This window comes from Mycobacterium sp. SMC-11 (assembly GCF_046250095.1).
In the GTDB taxonomy this organism is placed as follows: Bacteria; Actinomycetota; Actinomycetes; order Mycobacteriales; family Mycobacteriaceae; genus Mycobacterium; species Mycobacterium heraklionense_A.
In genome coordinates this window covers 4,501,966-4,520,893 of the sequence record NZ_CP176430.1, presented here as the reverse complement: position 1 = coordinate 4,520,893, position 18,928 = coordinate 4,501,966, and the positions used below count along the sequence as shown (strand labels likewise).

The 18,928-nt window shown below is 74.1% G+C and carries 2 protein-coding genes; both read left to right on the top strand.

The features are described from left to right. The first annotated feature begins 187 nt into the window (after positions 1-187). The gene (locus ACKY0X_RS21375; protein ID WP_409427611.1) at positions 188-9,652 is read left to right on the top strand and encodes a hypothetical protein; all 9,465 of its coding nucleotides are present in this window, start codon (positions 188-190) and stop codon (positions 9,650-9,652) included. A gap of 649 nt (positions 9,653-10,301) precedes the next feature. After that, positions 10,302-18,794: a PE family protein gene (locus tag ACKY0X_RS21370; protein ID WP_409427610.1), complete on the top strand. Its 8,493-nt coding sequence runs from the start codon at positions 10,302-10,304 to the stop codon at positions 18,792-18,794. Positions 18,795-18,928: the final 134 nt, after the last annotated feature.

Here is an 18,928-nt window from a genome sequence, read left to right as displayed (position 1 = left end):
GTCTGCGGTTAATGACTTCATCAATATTTTTGGGTTCGGTCAGATTCTGATCGGCAATGGTGCTGACGGTATTGATGGTGGGACGCTGGCGCAGGCTGCTGGTGGTGCTGGTGGTTTGTGGTTCGGTGATGGTGGTGCTGGTGGTACGGCTGCTGATGGCACTGGTGGTGTTGGTGGTTCGGCGGGCATGTTCGGCGATGGTGGCGCCGGTGGTGCGGGTGTTGATGGTGGTGACGGTGGCGCCGGTGGTAACGGTGGCTGGTGGATGGGTATCGGCGGTGATGGTGGTGCTGCGGGTGCTGGTATCGCTGGTGGTGCCGGTGGTGTTGGTGGTGCCGGTGGTGATGGTCTTGGGTTGGCGTTCGGTTCGGGCGGTAATGGTGGTCTTGGTGGCGATGGTGCGGTGGGTGCTGCTGGGGCGGCGGTTGGTGCTGGGCTGAATGGTCTTGCCGGTGCTAATGGTGGTGCTGGTGGTAATGGTGGTGCCGGTGGTAAGGGTTCGTGGCTGATCGGTTCCGGTGGTAAGGGTGGTGCCGGTGGTGCTGGTGCCGATGGTGGTAACGGTGGCGATGGCGGCGACGGCATCGACGCCACTGTCGCCGGCGGTGCCGGCGGCGCTGCGGGTAATGGTGGTAACGGTGGTGCCGGTGGTGCCGCCGGTCTCGGTGGTGCCGGTGGCTCTGGTGGTCTGCTCGGTTCCGCCGGTGCTGCTGGTGCCGGTAGCACCGGCGGTAACGGTGGTAACGCCGGTCTCGGAGGTAACGGCGGCGACGGCGCCGACGGTGACTCGAAATATGTCGATGGCGGTGCCGGTGGTCGCGGTGGTGACGCCGGTGTGGCCGGTGCCGGTGGTGCCGGTTCGGCCCCGGGTACCGCGGGTGCTGCGGGTGCGGCGGCGACCGGTGGTGGTAACGGTGGTCGTGGTGGTGACGGTGCCGACGCCACCATCGCGGGCACGGCCGGTGGTGCTGGTGGCCGTGGTGGTGACGGTGGTTCGCTGGGCAACGGTGGTGCCGGTGGTGCCGGTGGTGACGGTGCGGTCGGTCTGGCCGGGCACACCGATGTCAACGGCAATGGCACCACGGGTCTGGCCGGTGGCGCCGGTGGTGTCGGTGGCGCTGGTGGTGTCGGTGGTTCGCAGGCCGGTAACGGTGGCGCCGGTGGTGCGGGTGGCCGCGGTGGCACCGGTGGTATCGGTGGTGCCGGTGCCGATGGTCTCGCAGGCGTGGACGCGGCTGCCGGTAGCGGTGACAACGGTGGCGACGGTGGTGACGCGACCAGCACCGCCGGTAACGGTGGCGTGGGTGGTGTCGGCGGCGCTGGTGGTGCTGGCGGTACTTCGGCGCACGGCACCGCGGGTGCGCACGGTGTCGGTGGTATCGGTGGCGACGGTGGCGCCGGTGGTCAGGCCGGCAATGGTGGTGCCGGTGGTGCCGGTGCCGGTGGCGGTAACGCCGCAGTGGCGGGTTCCGGCGGTAACGGTGGTAGTGCGGCCGGCTCCACCGCGGGGCAGGGCGGTACTGGTGGTAAGGGCGGCTCCAGCGGCGGGTCCGCGTACGCCGCGACCGGTGCGACGGGTGTCGACGGTGTCGAGGGCAATGGTGGTGCCGGTGGTGTCGGTGGAGCGGGCGAGCTCCTGGGCGACGGCACCGCGCAGGCCGGTGGCCAGGGCGGCAACGGTGGCGACGCCGGTACCGATGGCGATGGTGGCGCGGGCGGCGCCGGTGGCCGGGGCGCGACCGGTGAGCACGGTGTCACCGACGGCAACGGCAACGGCACCGCGGGTGCAACGGGTGGTGCCGGCGGCGCGGGCGGCATCGGTGGTGCCGGCGGCACCAACTCCGGCACGGGCGGCGTAGGCGGCGCGGGCGGAACCGGCGGCACCGGTGGTAACGGTGGCGCGGCCGACGACGCGACGGTGGCCGGCAACACCGGCGGCACCGGTGGTAACGCCGGTGCGGGTGGCATCGGTGGTGATGGTGGTGCGGGTGGTGTCTCCGCGATCGGCGCCGGTGGTGCCGGCGGAGCCGCGGGTAACGGTGGCGCGGCCGGCCAGGCCGCGGATGGTGGCGCGGGCCTCGGCGGTGGTGGCTTCGACGCAGCCGGCGCCGGTGGCCAAGGTGGCGATGGCGCGGTCGGCGGTGCGGCCGGCTCGGCTGGCGCCGGGACCGACGGCGGCGCTGCCGGCAGCGCGGGCAGTGTCGGTGCGGGAAGCAACGGTGGAGCCGGTGGTGCAGGTGGCAAGGGCGTCGGCCTGGCCAGTGATGGCGTAACCGGGCAGGCCGGTGGCGTCGGTGGTCAGGGTGGCAATGCCGCCATCGATGGCAACGGCGGCGCGGGCGGCGCTGGCGGTGCGGGTGCCAATGGCACGCACGGCACGACGGACAACAGTGGCAGCGGTACCGCGGGCGGCAACGCCGGCGCCGGCGGCCAGGGTGGCGCCGGCGGCGCGGCCGGATCCAACTCCGGCACCGGTGGCGCCGGCGGTATCGGTGGACAGGGTGGTGTCGGCGGTAATGGTGGTGCCGCCGACGACGCGACGGTGGCCGGTGCTGCCGGTGGTAACGGCGGCAGTGCCGGTACCGGTGGTGCAGGCGGCAAGGGTGGTGCTGGTGGCTCGTCGGCCAACGGCACCGGTGGCGCGGGCGGTGACGCCGGTAACGGTGGCGCGGCCGGATTGGCGGCTTCCGGTGGCAAGGGGCTTGGTGGCGGCGGCGCCGACAACGCCGGTGCCGGCGGTTCCGGTGGTAACGGCGCAGACGGCGGCGCGGCGGGCAGCGGTGGCGCCGGTGGCAGCGGTGTCACTGGCGGTGCCTCTGGCGATGCGGGCCTGGACGGTCTGAGCAGTGATGGCGCGGCCGGTGGTAGCGGCGGCGCCGGCAGTGGTCTGGCCAGCGACGGCCACACCGGTCAGGCCGGTGGAGCTGGTGGAGCCGGCGGTGACGCGGCCACGAACGGCAACGGTGGTGCCGGCGGCGCCGGCGGCGCGGGAGCCGATGGCGCGAACGGCACGACCGACGGCAACGGTGACGGCACCACGGGTGGCGTTGGCGGTGCCGGTGGCGCTGGCGGTGCCGGCGGTGCGGCGGGCAGCAACTCGGGCACCGGTGGTGCTGGTGGTGCCGGTGGTTCCGGTGCTTCCGGCGGTGACGGCGGCGCGGCCGATGACGCGACCGTGGCCGGTGCGGCCGGTGGTAACGGCGGTAGTGCCGGTGCCGGTGGTGCGGGCGGCGCCGGTGGTGCGGGTGGCACCTCGGCCAATGGCACCGGTGGTATCGGCGGCGACGCCGGCAATGGTGGTGCGGCCGGTACGGCTGCGGCCGGCGGCAAGGGCCTTGGTGGCGGCGGCGCCGACAACGCCGGTGCCGGCGGTGCCGGTGGCAATGGCGCCGACGGCGGTGCGGCGGGCAACTTCGGTGCCGGCGGAACCGGTGCGCAGGCGGGTGCCGACGGCGCCGCGGGCGACGCCGGTGAGAGCAGCGACGGTGCGGCCGGTGGTAACGGTGGCGACGCCAGCGGCTTGGCCAGCGACGGGCTGACCGGTCAGGCCGGCGGCCAGGGTGGCGCCGGCGGTAACGCGGCCACGAACGGCAATGGTGGTGCCGGTGGCGCCGGCGGTAAGGGCTTCGCTGGCGCTGACGGGTTCACCGACGGCGGAGGCAACGGCACGACCGGTGGCGTCGGTGGCGCCGGTGGTGCCGGTGGCGTTGGTGGTGCGGCGGGTAGCAACTCGGGCACCGGTGGTGCCGGTGGTGCCGGTGGTGCCGGTGCATCCGGTGGTAAGGGCGGCGCGGCAGCCGACGCGACGGTGGCCGGTGCGGCCGGTGGAAACGGCGGTAGCGCCGGTGCCGGTGGTGCGGGCGGTGCTGGTGGTGCGGGTGGCACCTCGGCCAATGGCACCGGTGGCGCGGGCGGTGACGCCGGCAATGGTGGTGCAGCCGGCACCGCTGCGGCCGGCGGCAAGGGCCTTGGTGGCGGTGGCGCCGACCACGCCGGCAATGGTGGTGCCGGTGGTAACGGCGCCGACGGTGGCGCGGCCGGCAGCGTAGGTGCCGGCGGCGCCGGTGCGCAGGTGGGTGCCGACGGTGGCGCGGGCAAGGCCGGTGTGAGCAGCGACGGCGCGGCCGGTGGTAACGGCGGCGACGGCAGTGGTCTGGCCAGCGATGGGCTGACCGGTCAGGGCGGTGGCCACGGTGGCGCCGGTGGTAATGCCGCAGCGGTCGGAAACGGTGGCACCGGTGGTACCGGTGGCGTCGGCGCGACGGTCGCTGGCATTACCGACTTCAACGGCAACGGCACCGACGGCTTCCTCGGCGGCGTCGGCGGTAACGGTGGCACCGGTGGTTCCGGCGGCACCACGTCCGGCAACGGTGGTGCTGGTGGTAACGCCGGCAACGGCGGCAACGGTGGCGCCGGTGGCGCTGGCGCAGACGCGACGGTTGCCGACACCGCGGGTGGCTACGGCGGTAACGCCGGAGCCGGCGGCCAGGGCGGCACCGGCGGTACCGGCGGTGTGGCCAACAACGGCACCGGTGGTGCAGGCGGTAACGCCGGTAACGGTGGCAACGCCGGCATCGCCGGCAAGGGCGGTACGGGCCTCGGTGGTGGCGGCGCTGCCAACGCGGGCGCCGGTGGAGCCGGCGGCGCCGGTGCCGATGGCGGCAGTGCGGGAACCCAAGGAGCCGGCGGCACCGGCACTCAGACCGGAGCCCAGGGCGGAGCCGGCAACAGCGGTCAGGGCAGCGACGGCGGCGCCGGTGGCCAGGGCGGCGCTGGTACCGGCCTGATCGGCGGAACCAACACCGGTCAGGGCGGTGGTGCCGGTGGTGCCGGTGGTGAAGGCTCGTCGGTGCGCAATGGTGGTGCCGGCGGTAACGGCGGCGTCGGTGCGACGGTCGACGGCATTACCGACCTCAACGGCAACGGCACCGATGGCGCCGACGGCGGTGCCGGTGGCGTCGGTGGCGCCGGTGGTGCCGGCGGCTCCGTCTCCGGCAATGGTGGTGCCGGCGGTAGCGGCGGCGCAGCAGGCCACGGCGGCAACGGCGGCAACGGTTCGGACGGAACTGCCGGTATCAACGCCGGTGCGGGCACCGGCGGCAACGGAACCAACGGTGGCGACGCCGGCGACGGCGGCAAGGGCGGCAACGGCGGCCAAGGCGGCAACGGCGGTGCGGGCGGCAGCGCGACCAACGGTGCCACTGGTGCCGCCGGGGCCGGTGGTGCCGGCGGTAACGCCGGTGACGCGGGCAACGCCGGTAATGGCGGCCAGGGCGGCCACGGTGCCGGCGGAGGCGCCGGGGTCAAGGCCGGCAACGGTGGTGCCGGTGGCCAGGGCGGTGTCCGTGGCGAGGCTGGCGCGACCGCAGGTGAAGGCGGTTGGAACGGTGACAACACCGAACAGGCTGCCGACGGCGCAGCGGGCGCCGCGGCCACCGGAGGTAACGGTGGCGCGGGCGGCAACGGTGGCGCCGGCGTGGTGCACGCCGATGCATCGCCGCAGGCCGGTGGTGATGGTGGCCGCGGTGGCGCGGCAGGACCGGTCGGCGTCGGCGGTGCCGGCGGTAACGGTGGCATCGGTTCGGCCGGCACCGCAGGTGTCGACGGGGTCGTCGATGGCGCCGGCAACGGCGGCAGCGGAACCAACGGCGGTCTCGGCGGTGCCGGTGGTGCGGGCGGCGACGGCGGCGAAGGCGGGAGCATCTCCGGTGACGCCGGTGCCGGTGGTGCCGGTGGCGCGGGTGGTGCGGGCGGTCGCGGTGGTTCCGGCGCCAACGGTGCCAATGCCGCATCGGTGGCATTCGGTAGCGGGCTTTCCGGCGGCAACGGCGGCTACGGTGGCGACGGCGGCTCGGGCGGCCTTGGCGGCGCCGGTGGCGCCGGTGGTGTCGGCGGCACGGCAACACTCGGCAACAACGGTGCGGCCGGTGCCGGTGGTGTCGGCGGCCAGGGTGGCGCCGCAGGTAACGCGGGCAACGGCGGTACCGGTGCCAATGGCGCCGGCGGTGGCTCGAATGCGATTGCCGGACACGGCGGTAACGGCGGTGACGGCGGTGACCGCGGTGCGATCGGTCTCGGCGGCAAGGGCGGCCTGAGCGGCGACGGTCAACAGGCCGTCAACGGCGGCAACGGCGGGGCGGCAACCGGCGGTAACGGCGGCGCCGGTGGTCGCGGTGGCAACGGTGCGGTGTTGGCCAACGGCAACCCGCAGAGCGGTGGCGCAGGCGGACTCGGCGGTGACGCCGGTACCTACGGCAACGGTGGCGCCGGTGGCGCCGGTGGCGCCGGCAGCGTCGGTGGCAACGGTGCGAGCGGCACGTCCAGTTCGGTCAATGGCATCAGCGGCCAGTCCGGTGGCGCAGGCGGCGACGGTGGCGCGGGTGGTAAGGGCGGCTCCATTGCCGGCAACGGCGGTGCGGGCGGCGGCGCCGGCGCTGCGGGCAACGGTGGCAACGGTGGCAACGGCTTCCAGGGCAAGGCGGGCCTTGACGCGGTCGCCGGCACCGGCGGGGCCGGCAGCAACGGCGGTAACGGCGGTAACGGCGGCAGCGGCGGCAACGGCGGCAACGGCGGTAACGGCGGTGCCGGTGGCACCGCCACCAACGGCACGGCCGGCCTCAATGGTCTGGGCACGGTGGGCGGTAACGCCGGTAACGCCGGAACGGGCGCGGATGGCGGTCGCGGTGGCAACGGGGCCGGCGGCGGCGTGAACAGCCTTGCCGGATCCGGTGGTAACGGCGGTGCCGGCGGCAACGTTGGCACGGCCGGTATCGGTGGCACTGGTGGCTTCAACGGTGATGGTGTAACCCAGCGGGCCGACGGCACCGACGGCTTGGCCGGAGCACACGGCGGCAACGGCGGCAACGGCGGTAACGGCGGTAACGCCCAAGGCACCACTCAGGCCGGCGGTAAGGCCGGTAACGGCGGCGACGGCGGCAACATCGGTAACGGCGGTAACGGCGGTAACGGCGGTTCCGGCACCACCGGCGCGGCCGGGGTCACCGGTGGCGACGGCAACGGAACCGACGGCACGTCTGGCACAGCCGGTGCTGTCGGCGGTAACGGCGGTAACGGCGGCTCCATCTCCGGTAACGGCGGTAACGGCGGTAACGGCGGTAACGGCGGCAGTGGCGGTAACGGCGGTAACGGCACCGCGGGCACGGGCGGCTCGGCCGGCGGCAGCGGCGGTGACGGCGGCAATGCCGCTGCGGGTGCGGCCGGCGGCAAGGGCGGCAGCGCCGTCAACGGCACCGCGGGCAACGGTGGAAATGGCGGAAACGCCGGCAACGCGGGTAACGGCGGTACCGGTGCCAACGGCTCGGGCGGCGGCAACAACGCCCAGGCTGGCGCAGGCGGCAACGGCGGCGACGGTGGCGACCGCGCGGCGGCTGGCCTCGGCGGTGCCGGTGGTAGCGGTACGGGTGGTTCGGGCAAGGCAGGCACCGACGGCGCGCTCGGAATCGGCGGTAACGGGGGCAACGCCGGCCATGGCGGTAGCGGCCAGCAACTCGGCAACGGCACCGTGCAGGCCGGCGGTAACGGCGGAGTGGGCGGCGCAGCCGGCACCATCGGTAACGGTGGTGCAGGTGGTAACGGCGGGACCGGCGCGCTCGGCGTGAATGGCGTCATCGACGGCAGCGGCAACGGCACCAACGGCGCCGATGGTGGCATGGGCGGTAACGGTGGCGTAGGTGGCGCCGGCGGCAGCATCTCCGGCAACGGTGGCGCTGGTGGACGCGGTGGCACGGGTGGTACCGGCGGCATCGGTGGTGTCGCCCAGGGCACCGACGGGCAGAACGCGGTGGCCGGTAGCGGCGCCGACGGCGGCAACGGCGGCAACGCGGGTATCAGTGGTAACGGCGGTGCCGGTGGTCACGGTGGTGCGGGTGCTCTCGGCGGCACGGCCACCAACGGAACTCAGGGCAGCGCAGGTGCTGGCGGTGTCGGTGGCACCGGTGGCGCGGGCGGTGCCGCAGGGCGTGGCGGTAACGGCGGTAACGGTGCGGGCGGCGGTGCCGACCACACTGCCGGTGACGGCGGTGACGGCGGTGCCGGCGGCTACGCCGGCTATGGCGGTGTCGGTGGAAATGGCGGCATCGGCGGCGACAACACCATCGCGGCCGACGGCAAGGCCGGCGCGGACGGTAACCCCAGCACCGGCAACGGTGGTAATGGTGGCCAGGGCGGCGCCGGTGTGATGCTCGGCGACGGCTTCGCGCAGACCGGCGGCAACGGCGGTGATGCCGGTGCGGCAGGTGCGGTTGGCAACGGCGGTCGCGGTGGCGACGGCGGCGCGGGCGCAGCCGGCACCAACGGGACCACCCTGGGCTCGGGTGACGGCACCGACGGTGTCGGCGGTGGTAACGGTGGCCAGGGCGGCGCTGGTGGTGCCGGCGGCAGTGTTTCCGGTAACGGCGGCGCGGGCGGCACGGGTGGCGCGGGCGGCAAGGGTGGCTACGGCGGTAGCGCCGCCAACGGTGTGGCCGGCAGCAACGCCGCCGCGGGCAGCGGTGGCAACGGTGGCAACGGCGGCGACGCCACTGGCGCTGCCGGCGATGGCGCCGCTGGTGGTAATGGCGGCAACGGTGGCCTCGGCGGCGGTGCCAACAACGGAACTGCGGGCGCTGTCGGCGCTGGTGGCGCTGGTGGCGCTGGTGGCGCCGCGGGCAACGCAGGCACGGGCGGTCGCGGTGGCGACGGTGCGGGCGGCGGCGCCAACGCTGTGGCCGGGTCCGGTGGCAACGGCGGCAACAGCTCGAGCACTGCAGGAAGCGCTGGCGGGGGCGGTACCGGTGGCTTCAGCGGCAACGGGGTGCAGGCTGCCAACGGTGCTGCGGGGGCAGCGGGCGCGACCGGCAACGGCGGGACCGGTGGTAACGGCGGCACCGGCGCGGCGAACCAGATTGGTGGCGACGGTGGCCGGGGCGGCAACGCTACTGGCGTCTACGGCGACGGTGGTAGGGGCGGTAACGGCGGGACGTCTGGTGCGGCCCCGAGCAACACCGCTGGGCTGGTCGGCGGCAAGGGCGGCGACGGCGGTAGCGCTGGGCAGCACGGCAATGGTGGCGTCGGCGGTAATGGCGGTACCGGTGGGGCGGCTGGCGCCAACACTTCTGTGGGAAGCCCCGGCACCGATGGCACCGGCACGAGCGGTGCGGTCGGCGGCACGGGTGGCACGGGAGCAGCCGGTTACACGGGTGGTAAGGGCGGCCTGGGCGGCAACGGTGGTTCCGGGGGCACCGAGTCCGGTGACGGCGGCGCCGCCGGAAAGGGCGGCGCCGGTGGTACGGGCGGTACGGGTGGTACGGGCGGTACGGGCGGCAAGGGCGGCCAGGGTACGACGGGCGGCTTCCTCGGTAAGGGTGGTACCGGCGGTAAGGGCGGTACAGGCGGTACTGGCGGTATCGGCGGTCAGGGCGGCGATGCAGGTGCTGGCGGTCAGGGCGGTGCCGCGCTCGGCACCGGCGTGGCCGGGGCCGACGGCGCCGGCGGAACGGTCGGCACGGGCGGCTCGGGCGGTGCCGGAGGAGCGGGTGGTGCTGGCGGCGCCGGCGGCAAGGGCGGTACCGGTGGCAGCACCGGGTCTGCAGGCAGCGTCGGAAGCACCGGCGCGACTGGCCCCCAAGGGCCGAACGGTAACCCAGCCCCCTGACCGCCTGACCTCATTCAACCCACGACTTCACAGATTAAGCAGATAAGGGAGTTTCCAGATGGCTGACAAGCGTCACACCGCGGGACGTCGTGGATCGCATGGCGACGGCATACGTGGCCGGCGTCGGATAGCAGCTGCCGGTAGTGCGGTTGGGGCGTTTTTGGCGTTTGGGTTGTCGCCGTTGTCTTCGGCGCCTGTTGCGCATGCGGATGAGCTGGATTGGGTTGTTGATCTGGTTGGTTCGGATTTGGCTGGGGCTCTTGGTGATTTGAGTCAGGCGTCGTCGTGGGAGACGTTGTTTGATCAGGCTTCGTGGGAGCCGTTGCTGTCGAATGTGGGTTTGTCGTTTGATGCGTCGTTGGCGGGTGTGCCGGGTTCGGCTGCTGCTGATGATTGGTTTGGGTCGTTGTTCTATGACCCGTGGCATGACTTGGGTCAGGCGTGGATCAATAGTTCGTTTGGGTCTGCGGTTAATGACTTCATCAATATTTTTGGGTTCGGTCAGATTCTGATCGGCAATGGTGCTGACGGTATTGATGGTGGGACGCTGGCGCAGGCTGCTGGTGGTGCTGGTGGTTTGTGGTTCGGTGATGGTGGTGCTGGTGGTACGGCTGCTGATGGCACTGGTGGTGTTGGTGGTTCGGCGGGCATGTTCGGCGATGGTGGCGCCGGTGGTGCGGGTGTTGATGGTGGTGACGGTGGCGCCGGTGGTAACGGTGGCTGGTGGATGGGTATCGGCGGTGATGGTGGTGCTGCGGGTGCTGGTATCGCTGGTGGTGCCGGTGGTGTTGGTGGTGCCGGTGGTGATGGTCTTGGGTTGGCGTTCGGTTCGGGCGGTAATGGTGGTCTTGGTGGCGATGGTGCGGTGGGTGCTGCTGGGGCGGCGGTTGGTGCTGGGCTGAATGGTCTTGCCGGTGCTAATGGTGGTGCTGGTGGTAATGGTGGTGCCGGTGGTAAGGGTTCGTGGCTGATCGGTTCCGGTGGTAAGGGTGGTGCCGGTGGTGCTGGTGCCGATGGTGGTAACGGTGGCGATGGCGGTGACGGCATCGACGCCACCGCACCGGGCGCCGATGGCGGCGCGGCCGGTAACGGTGGTAACGGTGGTGCCGGTGGTGCCGCGGGTCTCGGTGGTGCGGCTGGCTCTGGTGGTCTGCTGGGCTCGTCGGGTGTCGCGGGTGTTGGCGGCGCCGCTGGTGATGGTGGTAATGCCGGTGCCGGAGGCAACGGCGGCGCCGGCGCAGACGGCGATGGTGCGCACATCGATGGCGGCGCCGGTGGTCGCGGTGGTGACGCGGGTGTGGCCGGTGCCGGTGGTGCGGCTGCGCCTGGTGGCGCTGCGGGTAATGCGGGTACGGCGGCGACCGGTGGTGGTAACGGTGGTCGTGGTGGCGACGGCGCCGACGCCACCATCGCCGGTGGCGCCGGTGGTGCTGGTGGCCGTGGTGGTGACGGCGGTTCGCTGGGCAACGGTGGCGCCGGTGGTGCCGGTGGTGACGGTGCGGTTGGCGTGGCCGGACACACCGATGCCAACGGCAATGGCACCACGGGTCTGGCCGGTGGCGCCGGTGGTGTCGGTGGCGCTGGTGGTGCCGGTGGTTCGCAGGCCGGCAACGGTGGTGCCGGTGGTGCCGGTGGCCGCGGTGCCACCGGTGGTGTCGGCGGTGCCGGTGCCGACGGCACTGCGGGTCTGAATGCGGCCGCCGGTAGCGGTGACAACGGTGGCGACGGTGGTGACGCGACCAGCACGGCCGGCAACGGCGGCGTGGGTGGTGTCGGTGGCGACGGTGGTGCCGGCGGCACCTCGGCGCACGGCACCGCGGGTGCGCACGGTGTCGGTGGTATCGGTGGCGACGGTGGCGCCGCGGGGGCGACCGGTGTCGGTGGTAACGGTGGCGATGGTGCCGGTGGTGGTACCGGGGCAGCGGCCGGGAACGGCGGTAAGGGTGGCGCCGGTGGTGCCATCGGTAGCGGTGGCGCGGGTGGCGCCGGTGGTTCGAGCGGCAGCGGCAACCACGCGGCCTCGGGCGCGGCTGGCGCCGATGGCACCGGCGGCAACGGCGGTAACGGTGGTGCCGGTGGTGCCGGTGAGCTCCTGGGCGATGGCACCGTGCAGGCCGGTGGCCAGGGCGGCAACGGTGGTAACGCCGGGGCGGTCGGTGACGGCGGTAACGGTGGCGTCGGCGGTAAGGGTGCGACCGGCACGGCCGGGCACACGGACATCAGTGGTAACGGCACGGACGGCGTTGTCGGTGGGGCCGGTGGTGCGGGCGGCATCGGTGGTGCCGGCGGCACCACCGTGGGTAACGGTGGCGCCGGTGGTGCGGGCGGCGTCGGCGGCACCGGTGGTGCCGGTGGCCACGGGCTCGATGGTCAGGCCGGTGTCGACGCGGCGGCTGGCAGCGGCGGCGACGGCACGGTGGGTATCGGCGGCGGTGACAGTGGCAACGGTGGTGCCGGTGGTGTCGGTGGTCAGGGCGGTGCCGGCGGCACCGCGACCGCGGGCAACGCCGGCGCCGACGGCGACGGCGGCCAGGGTGGTACCGGTGGCGCGGCCGGTAATGCCGGCAATGGTGGTCGCGGCGGCGACGGTGCGGGTGGCGGCAACAACGCCACGGCGGGATCCGGTGCAGAGGGCGGTACCGGTGGTAACCGCGGCTCGGCTGGCGCCGGTGGTGCCGGTGGCTGGAACGCGGACAACAGTGCTCAGGCGGACCAGGGCGCTGATGGTGCCGAGGGCGGCGGCGGCCACGGTGGCGCCGGCGGCCGCGGTGGAGACGGTGAACTGCTCGGCGGAACTGTGCCGCAGGCCGGCGGCAACGGCGGTGCCGGTGGTACGGCCGGTATCGGCGGCGACGGCGGTGTCGGCGGCGACGGCGGCAACGGCGCGTCGGGAATCAACGGAACGACGGTGGTCATCGATGGCACCGCGGGTGGTACCGGTGCCGTAGGCGGCAACGGCGGTGCCGGCGGTGCCGCTGGTGTGGGCTCGGGCAACGGTGGCGCCGGTGGTAATGGTGGCGCCGGTGGTAACGGTGGCAACGGTGGCGCAGCCGACGACGGTTACCTGCTGGACCTCGCGGGCGGCAACGGTGGAGCCGCCGGTGCGGGTGGCGCGGGCGGCACCGGTGGTGCCGGCGGTACCTCGGCTGAAGGCACCGGCGGCCAAGGTGGCGCCGGTGGTACCGGCGGCAACGCGGGCACGGCGGCCGTCGGCGGTCAGGGCAGCGGCGGCGGTGGCGGCGCCAACGCCGGTGCCGGTGGCAACGGCGGTGACGGCGCCCTCGGCGGCGCAGGCGGCCAGGCCGGCGTGGGTGGCGTCGGGGTCGACGCGGGCGCGGACGGGGCCACCGGCACCGATGGCATCGCGGCCGACGGTGCCGATGGCGGTCGCGGAGGCGACGGATACGGCCTGATCAGCGGGACGAACACCGGCCAGGGCGGCGGCAACGGCGGCCAGGGTGGCAACGCCGCCGCGGTCGGTAACGGCGGAATGGGTGGCACCGGCGGCGCCGGTGCGACGGTAGACGGTGTCACCGGCAACGACGGACACGGCACCGACGGAGCGGTCGGTGGTATCGGTGGCGACGGTGGCCTGGGTGGTGCCGGCGGCAGCATTTCGGGTAACGGCGGCGCGGGCGGCTACGGCGGTGTCGGCGGCCAGGGTGGCGCCGGCGGTGCGGGCGCGGACGCCACGGTGGCCGACACGGCCGGTGGTAACGGCGGCAACGCCGGGGCCGGCGGCGCGGGCGGCAACGGTGGCCAGGGTGGCGCGGCCACCAATGGCACTGGTGGCACCGGTGGCAACGCCGGCATGGGTGGCAATGGTGGCGTCGCGGGCAACGGCGGTAAGGGCCTCGGCGGCGGCGGTGCAGCGAACGCGGGCAACGGCGGTAACGGCGGAAACGGTGCCGACGGCGGTGTAGCGGGCCAGGTCGGCCTCGGCGGTGCCGGCACGACTAACGGTGCGGATGGCTCCACTCGCCCCGACGGCGTTGCCAGCGATGGCGGCGTCGGTGGCCAGGGCGGCGCCGGCGTGGGTCTGAGCGGCGGGGTCGGCCAGGGCGGCGGTCATGGTGGTGCTGGTGGCAACGCGGCTGCGATCGGCAACGGTGGTGCCGGTGGTGCCGGTGGTGTCGGAGCGACCGTGGACGGGATTACGGGCGGCGACGGCAACGGGACCGCGGGGGCGGTCGGTGGCGTCGGCGGTAACGGTGGCACCGGCGGTCTCGGTGGCTCCACGTCGGGCAACGGTGGTGCTGGCGGCAACGCCGGTAAGGGTGGCAACGGTGGTGCCGGCGGCGCGGGCGCGGACGCGACCGTGGCCGACGCCGCGGGCGGTAACGGTGGCAACGCCGGTGCTGGCGGCCAGGGTGGTGTCGGTGGCCAGGGCGGTGACGCTGTCGCCGGCACCGGTGGTGTCGGCGGTAACGCCGGCGACGGTGGCAACGCTGGTACGGCCGGGTCCGGTGGTAAGGGCCTTGGTGGCGGCGGCGCTGCCAACGCGGGCGCGGGCGGTGCGGGTGGCGATGGCGCCGATGGTGCCGCTGCGGGCACGGCGGGTGCGGGCGGTACCGGCACGAATGGCGACGGTGCGGACGGCAGCGGTGGCGTGGCCGGTATCGGCAGCGACGGTGGTGCCGGCGGCAATGGTGGCATCGGCGCGGGTGTGATCAGCGGCAGTGACACGGGCCAGGGCGGCGGCGCCGGTGGGCACGGCGGTAACGCGGCTTCGGTGGGCACCGGTGGTGCCGGCGGCAACGGTGGGGCAGGTGCGGCTGGTGAAGACGGCGTCACTCTGAACGACGGCAACGGCACCAACGGCACCCACGGCGGTGTCGGTGGTACGGGCGGTGTCGGTGGTGCCGGCGGAACGAATGCCGGCAACGGCGGTGCCGGCGGCCAGGGTGGTGTCGGTGGTGCGGGCGGTAACGCCGGCCATGGCGCCAACGGCGTCAGTGGTGCCGTGGTGACTCCCGGTAGCGGCGGCTCCGGCGCGGACGGGACCAACGGTGGCAACGGCGGGGTCGGTGGTAACGGCGGGGTCGGTGGTAACGGCGGGGCCGGCGGTACTTCGAGTCACGGCACTGCCGGTGTGGACGGATTTGGTGGCGCGGGTGGTAACGCCGGTAACGCCGGTAACGCCGGTAACGGTGGTCGCGGTGCCGACGGTGCCGGTGGCGGCACGGGCGCGGTGGCGGGCTCGGGTGGTCACGGCGGCGACGGCGGTGTCCGTGGCACCGCCGGTACGGCCGGCGCGGGCGGTTGGAACGCCGACAACAGCGCCCAGGCGGCCAGCGGCAACGCGGGTACCGCGGCTATCGGCGGTAACGGCGGGGCCGGCGGCAAGGGCGGTACCGGCGTGCTGCTCGCCGATGGCACCGCTCAGCTTGGTGGTGCGGGCGGTGACGGTGGCAATGCCGGACCCGTGGGTAACGGTGGTGCCGGCGGCAACGGTGGCGCCGGTGCCGCGGGCGCGACCGGCTCGACGGCTCTGGCCAACGGCGGAACGGGTGGCAACGGCGCGGCTGGTGGTAGCGCGGGCAACGGCGGTAAGGGCGGCTCGATCTCCGGCAACGGCGGTCAGGGTGGTGTCGGCGGTGCCGGCGGTAACGGTGGCGCCGGTGGCGCGGGCGTGCAAGGCCTCGCTGGCACCGACGCCGCTGCGGGCAGTGGCGGGAATGGCGGCGACGGCACCGATGGCGGCAACGGCGGCAACGGTGGATCCGGCGGCGCCGGCGGCAGCGGCGGAAAGGGCGGTAGCGCGAGCAACGGCACGGCCGGCCTCAACGGCAGCGGTGGTATCGGCGGTAACGGCGGTGCCTCCGGTCAGGCCGGTGACGGTGGCCGCGGCGGCAACGGTGCCGGCGGTGGCATTGAAGAAACCGCGGGACACGGCGGTAACGGCGGCGCCGGTGGCGATCGGGGTACGGCTGGTTCCGCCGGTAAGGGCGGCCTGAACGGTGACGGTGTCACCTACCGGTCCGACGGTGCGGCCGGCGTGGTTGCCGGCGGCGGCAACGGTGGTGTCGGTGGTGCCGGCGGTAACGGCGCAATGCTCGCCGACGGTGTCACCGGCCAGGCCGGCGGCTACGGCGGCAACGGTGGCGCGGCCGGTGCGATCGGAACCGGTGGCGCGGGCGGTGCTGGTGGACACGGTGGTAGTGGCCTGGCTGGCGGCACCGACATCGACGGCAACGGCACTCTCGGTGGCGACGGTGGCACCGGTGGCCACGGCGGTAACGGTGGTGCAGGCGGCACCACCTCGGGTGCTGCAGGTGCTGGTGGCGCCGGCGGTACCGGCGGTAGCGGCGGCAACGGTGGCGACGGTGTCATTGGCTTGGCCGGCGACACTGGCGGAAACGGCGGCCAGGGCGGTAACGCGGCCTCCGGTGGTGCCGGTGGCCAGGGCGGCACGGCCAGCAATGGCGCCGGCGGCGTCGGTGGAGCAGGCGGTAACGCCGGCAACGCCGGTAACGGTGGTGCGGGCGGCCACGGCGGCAACGGCGGTATCGACGCGGCTGCCGGAAACGGTGGCATCGGCGGAGACGGCGGAAACCGTGGCGTCGGTGGTGCCGGCGGCGCCGGCGGCATCGGCCAGGGTGGTGCTCAGGCGGGCGACGGCCAGGACGGCACCAACGGCTCCGGCGGTGACGGCGGGGCCGGCGGTAACGGTGGTGCCGGCCAGACCCTGGGCGACGGCTCGGCGCAGAACGGTGGTTCCGGCGGTAAGGGCGGTAACGCCGGCGTGATCGGCACCGGTGGCGCCGGTGGTAATGGCGGCGTCGGCTCGGCCGGCGTCGATGGCGGCACCGACATCAGCGGTAACGGCACGGCTGGCACGGCCGGCGGTCACGGCGGCAGCGGCGGCCGGGGTGGTGCCGGTGGTACTGAGGCGGGCAATGGCGGTGTCGGCGGTGCCGGCGGTGCCGGCGGTACCGGTGGCCACGGCGGCGCCGGCGACAACGGTGCCACCGGGACCAATGCGGCGGCCGGCAGCGGCGCCAACGGTGGCAACGGTGGCGACGCCACCAGCACCAACGGTGATGGCGGAGCCGGTGGTAACGGCGGCAGCGGTGGAATCGGCGGCGACGCCACCAACGGCAACATTGGCGCTGCCGGTGCCGGCGGCAAGGGCGGCGCGGGCGGTAACACTGGCGACGGCGCCAACGGCGGCAACGGCGGCGCTGGTGCCGGCGGTGGCAGCGACACGATCGCTGGCTCCGGTGGTAACGGTGGTCAGGGCGGCACCGCGGGTACGGCGGGCCAAGGTGGCACCGGCGGAATCGGCGGCAACGGCACGGCTGCTGCCGACGGCCAGGACGGCCTGGTGCTCGGCGGCAACGGCGGCAACGGTGGCGATGGCGGTAACGCAGCACTCGGCCAGACCGGCGGTAACGGCGGTGCCGGTGGCGCTGCCGGCACGATCGGACACGGCGGCATCGGCGGTGACGGCGGCGCTGGATCCAACGGCGTGGCTGGAGGCACCAGCGGCGTCAATGGCACCGACGGTACGGCCGGTACGGCCGGCGGCAACGGTGGTGTCGGTGGCGCCGGTGGCTCCATCTCCGGTGACGGTGGCGCCGGTGGCCAGGGCGGTATCGGTGGTGACGGTGGCGCCGGCGGAAACGCCGCCAACGGCACCGCGGGAACCAACGCCACGGCCGGAACCGGCGGCAACGGTGGTGTCGGCGGTGACGCCACCGGCGCCGCCGGGGCTGGCGGGGCCGGTGGTGCCGGTGGCCAAGGCGGTGCCGGCGGTACGGCAACGGTTGGCAACAACGGTGCGGACGGCTCAGGTGGCCATGGCGGTAACGGCGGCAAGGGCGGTAACGCCGGTGTCGGCGGCCGCGGTGGTGACGGCGCGGGTGGTGGAACGAATGCTGCGGCCGGTAACGGCGGTAAGGGCGGTAACAGCAGCAGCACCTTCGGAGCCGGCGGCGCGGCCGGTGCCGGCGGTCTCGGTGGCGATGGGGTGACCCAAGCCGAGAGTGGCGCTGCAGGTAACCACGGCGCGGTCGGCGCTGGTGGTACCGGCGGTAACGGCGGCACTGGCACGACGCTGGGCAGCGGCTTGGCGCAGGCCGGTGGCAACGGCGGTACCGGCGGTAGCTACACCGGCGAGTACGGCAACGGCGGTGCCGGGGGTAACGGTGGTACGGGTGCCAACGGCACGTCGGGTACCAACGCCGCCAACGGCGCCGGCGCCGCCGGCGGTAACGGTGGTAACGGCGGTGCGGCCGGCCAACACGGCGACGGTGGCACCGGTGGTAACGCGGGCAAGGGTGGCAATGCCGGAGCCAACACCTCGGTCGCCGCGAACGGCGGCACGGGTAACCAACCCAAGGACCCGAACGGCAACTCGATGGCCGGTGGCCCGGGCGGCGACGGCGCCAAGGGCGCCACCGGGTTTGCCGGTGGAGTAGGTGGCACCGGCGGTGTCGGCGGTGCGGGCGGCACGGTGACCGGTGACGGGGGCAAGGGCGGCCTCGGTGGCAGCGGCGGGATCGGCGGCACCGGCGGTACCGGTGGTAACGGCGGCACCGGCGGTGCCGGCGGCGCGGGTGACCTGGGTCTGCCCGGGCGTACCGGTGGTACCGGTGGCGTCGGCGGTCAGGGCGGCGACGGCGGTGTCGGCGGCGCGGCCGGTCAAGGTGGCGCCGGTGGTGTTGCGCTGGGTGTTGGAAATGCCGGTGAACACGGCGCCGGCGGTCTCGGCGGTCAGGGCGGCACCGGCGGGAAAGCGGGTACCGGTGGCACCGGCGGTGCCGGTGGTGCCGGCTACAACGGCCTCGTCGGTCAGGGCACTGGTGGTGGTGGTACCGGAGGTAGCGGCGGTGCCGGCGGTACCGGTGGCACCGGCGGCCAGGGCGGGGCCAACGCCGACGGCACCCAGGCTCAGGGCGGTGCCGGTGGCATGGGCGGTAAGGGTGGTAACGGCGTCAACGGTGCCTCCCGGCCCAGCAAGTCCAACTGGGCGGGTGCAGGCGGCAGTGGTGGTCAAGGTGGTACCGGTGGAACCAACGGCGACGGTGTCGCCGGTAACGCGGGTGCCAATGGTGTGGCCGGCACTCCTGCTGGCGCTGGCAAGGGCCCGGCTGGTGTGGGCGGTGCCGGTGGTGCTGGCGGCACGGGCGCACCCTAGCCAGACGCCTGGACAGGGCGTAAACGGACGAATCCCCGGTCCGGCACTTCGGTGTCGGGTCCGGGGGTTCATCCGTTGCGGGCCAAGCGAACTCACGCCAACGAACAGGGCGGTGACGGATAATGATCCGTCAC

Bases quoted from the DNA above. Each gene is read 5' to 3' on its own strand.
- ACKY0X_RS21375 (WP_409427611.1), top strand. From the start codon at position 188: ATGTTCGGCGATGGTGGCGCCGGTGGTGCGGGTGTTGATGGTGGTGAC.
- ACKY0X_RS21370 (WP_409427610.1), top strand. From the start codon at position 10,302: ATGTTCGGCGATGGTGGCGCCGGTGGTGCGGGTGTTGATGGTGGTGAC.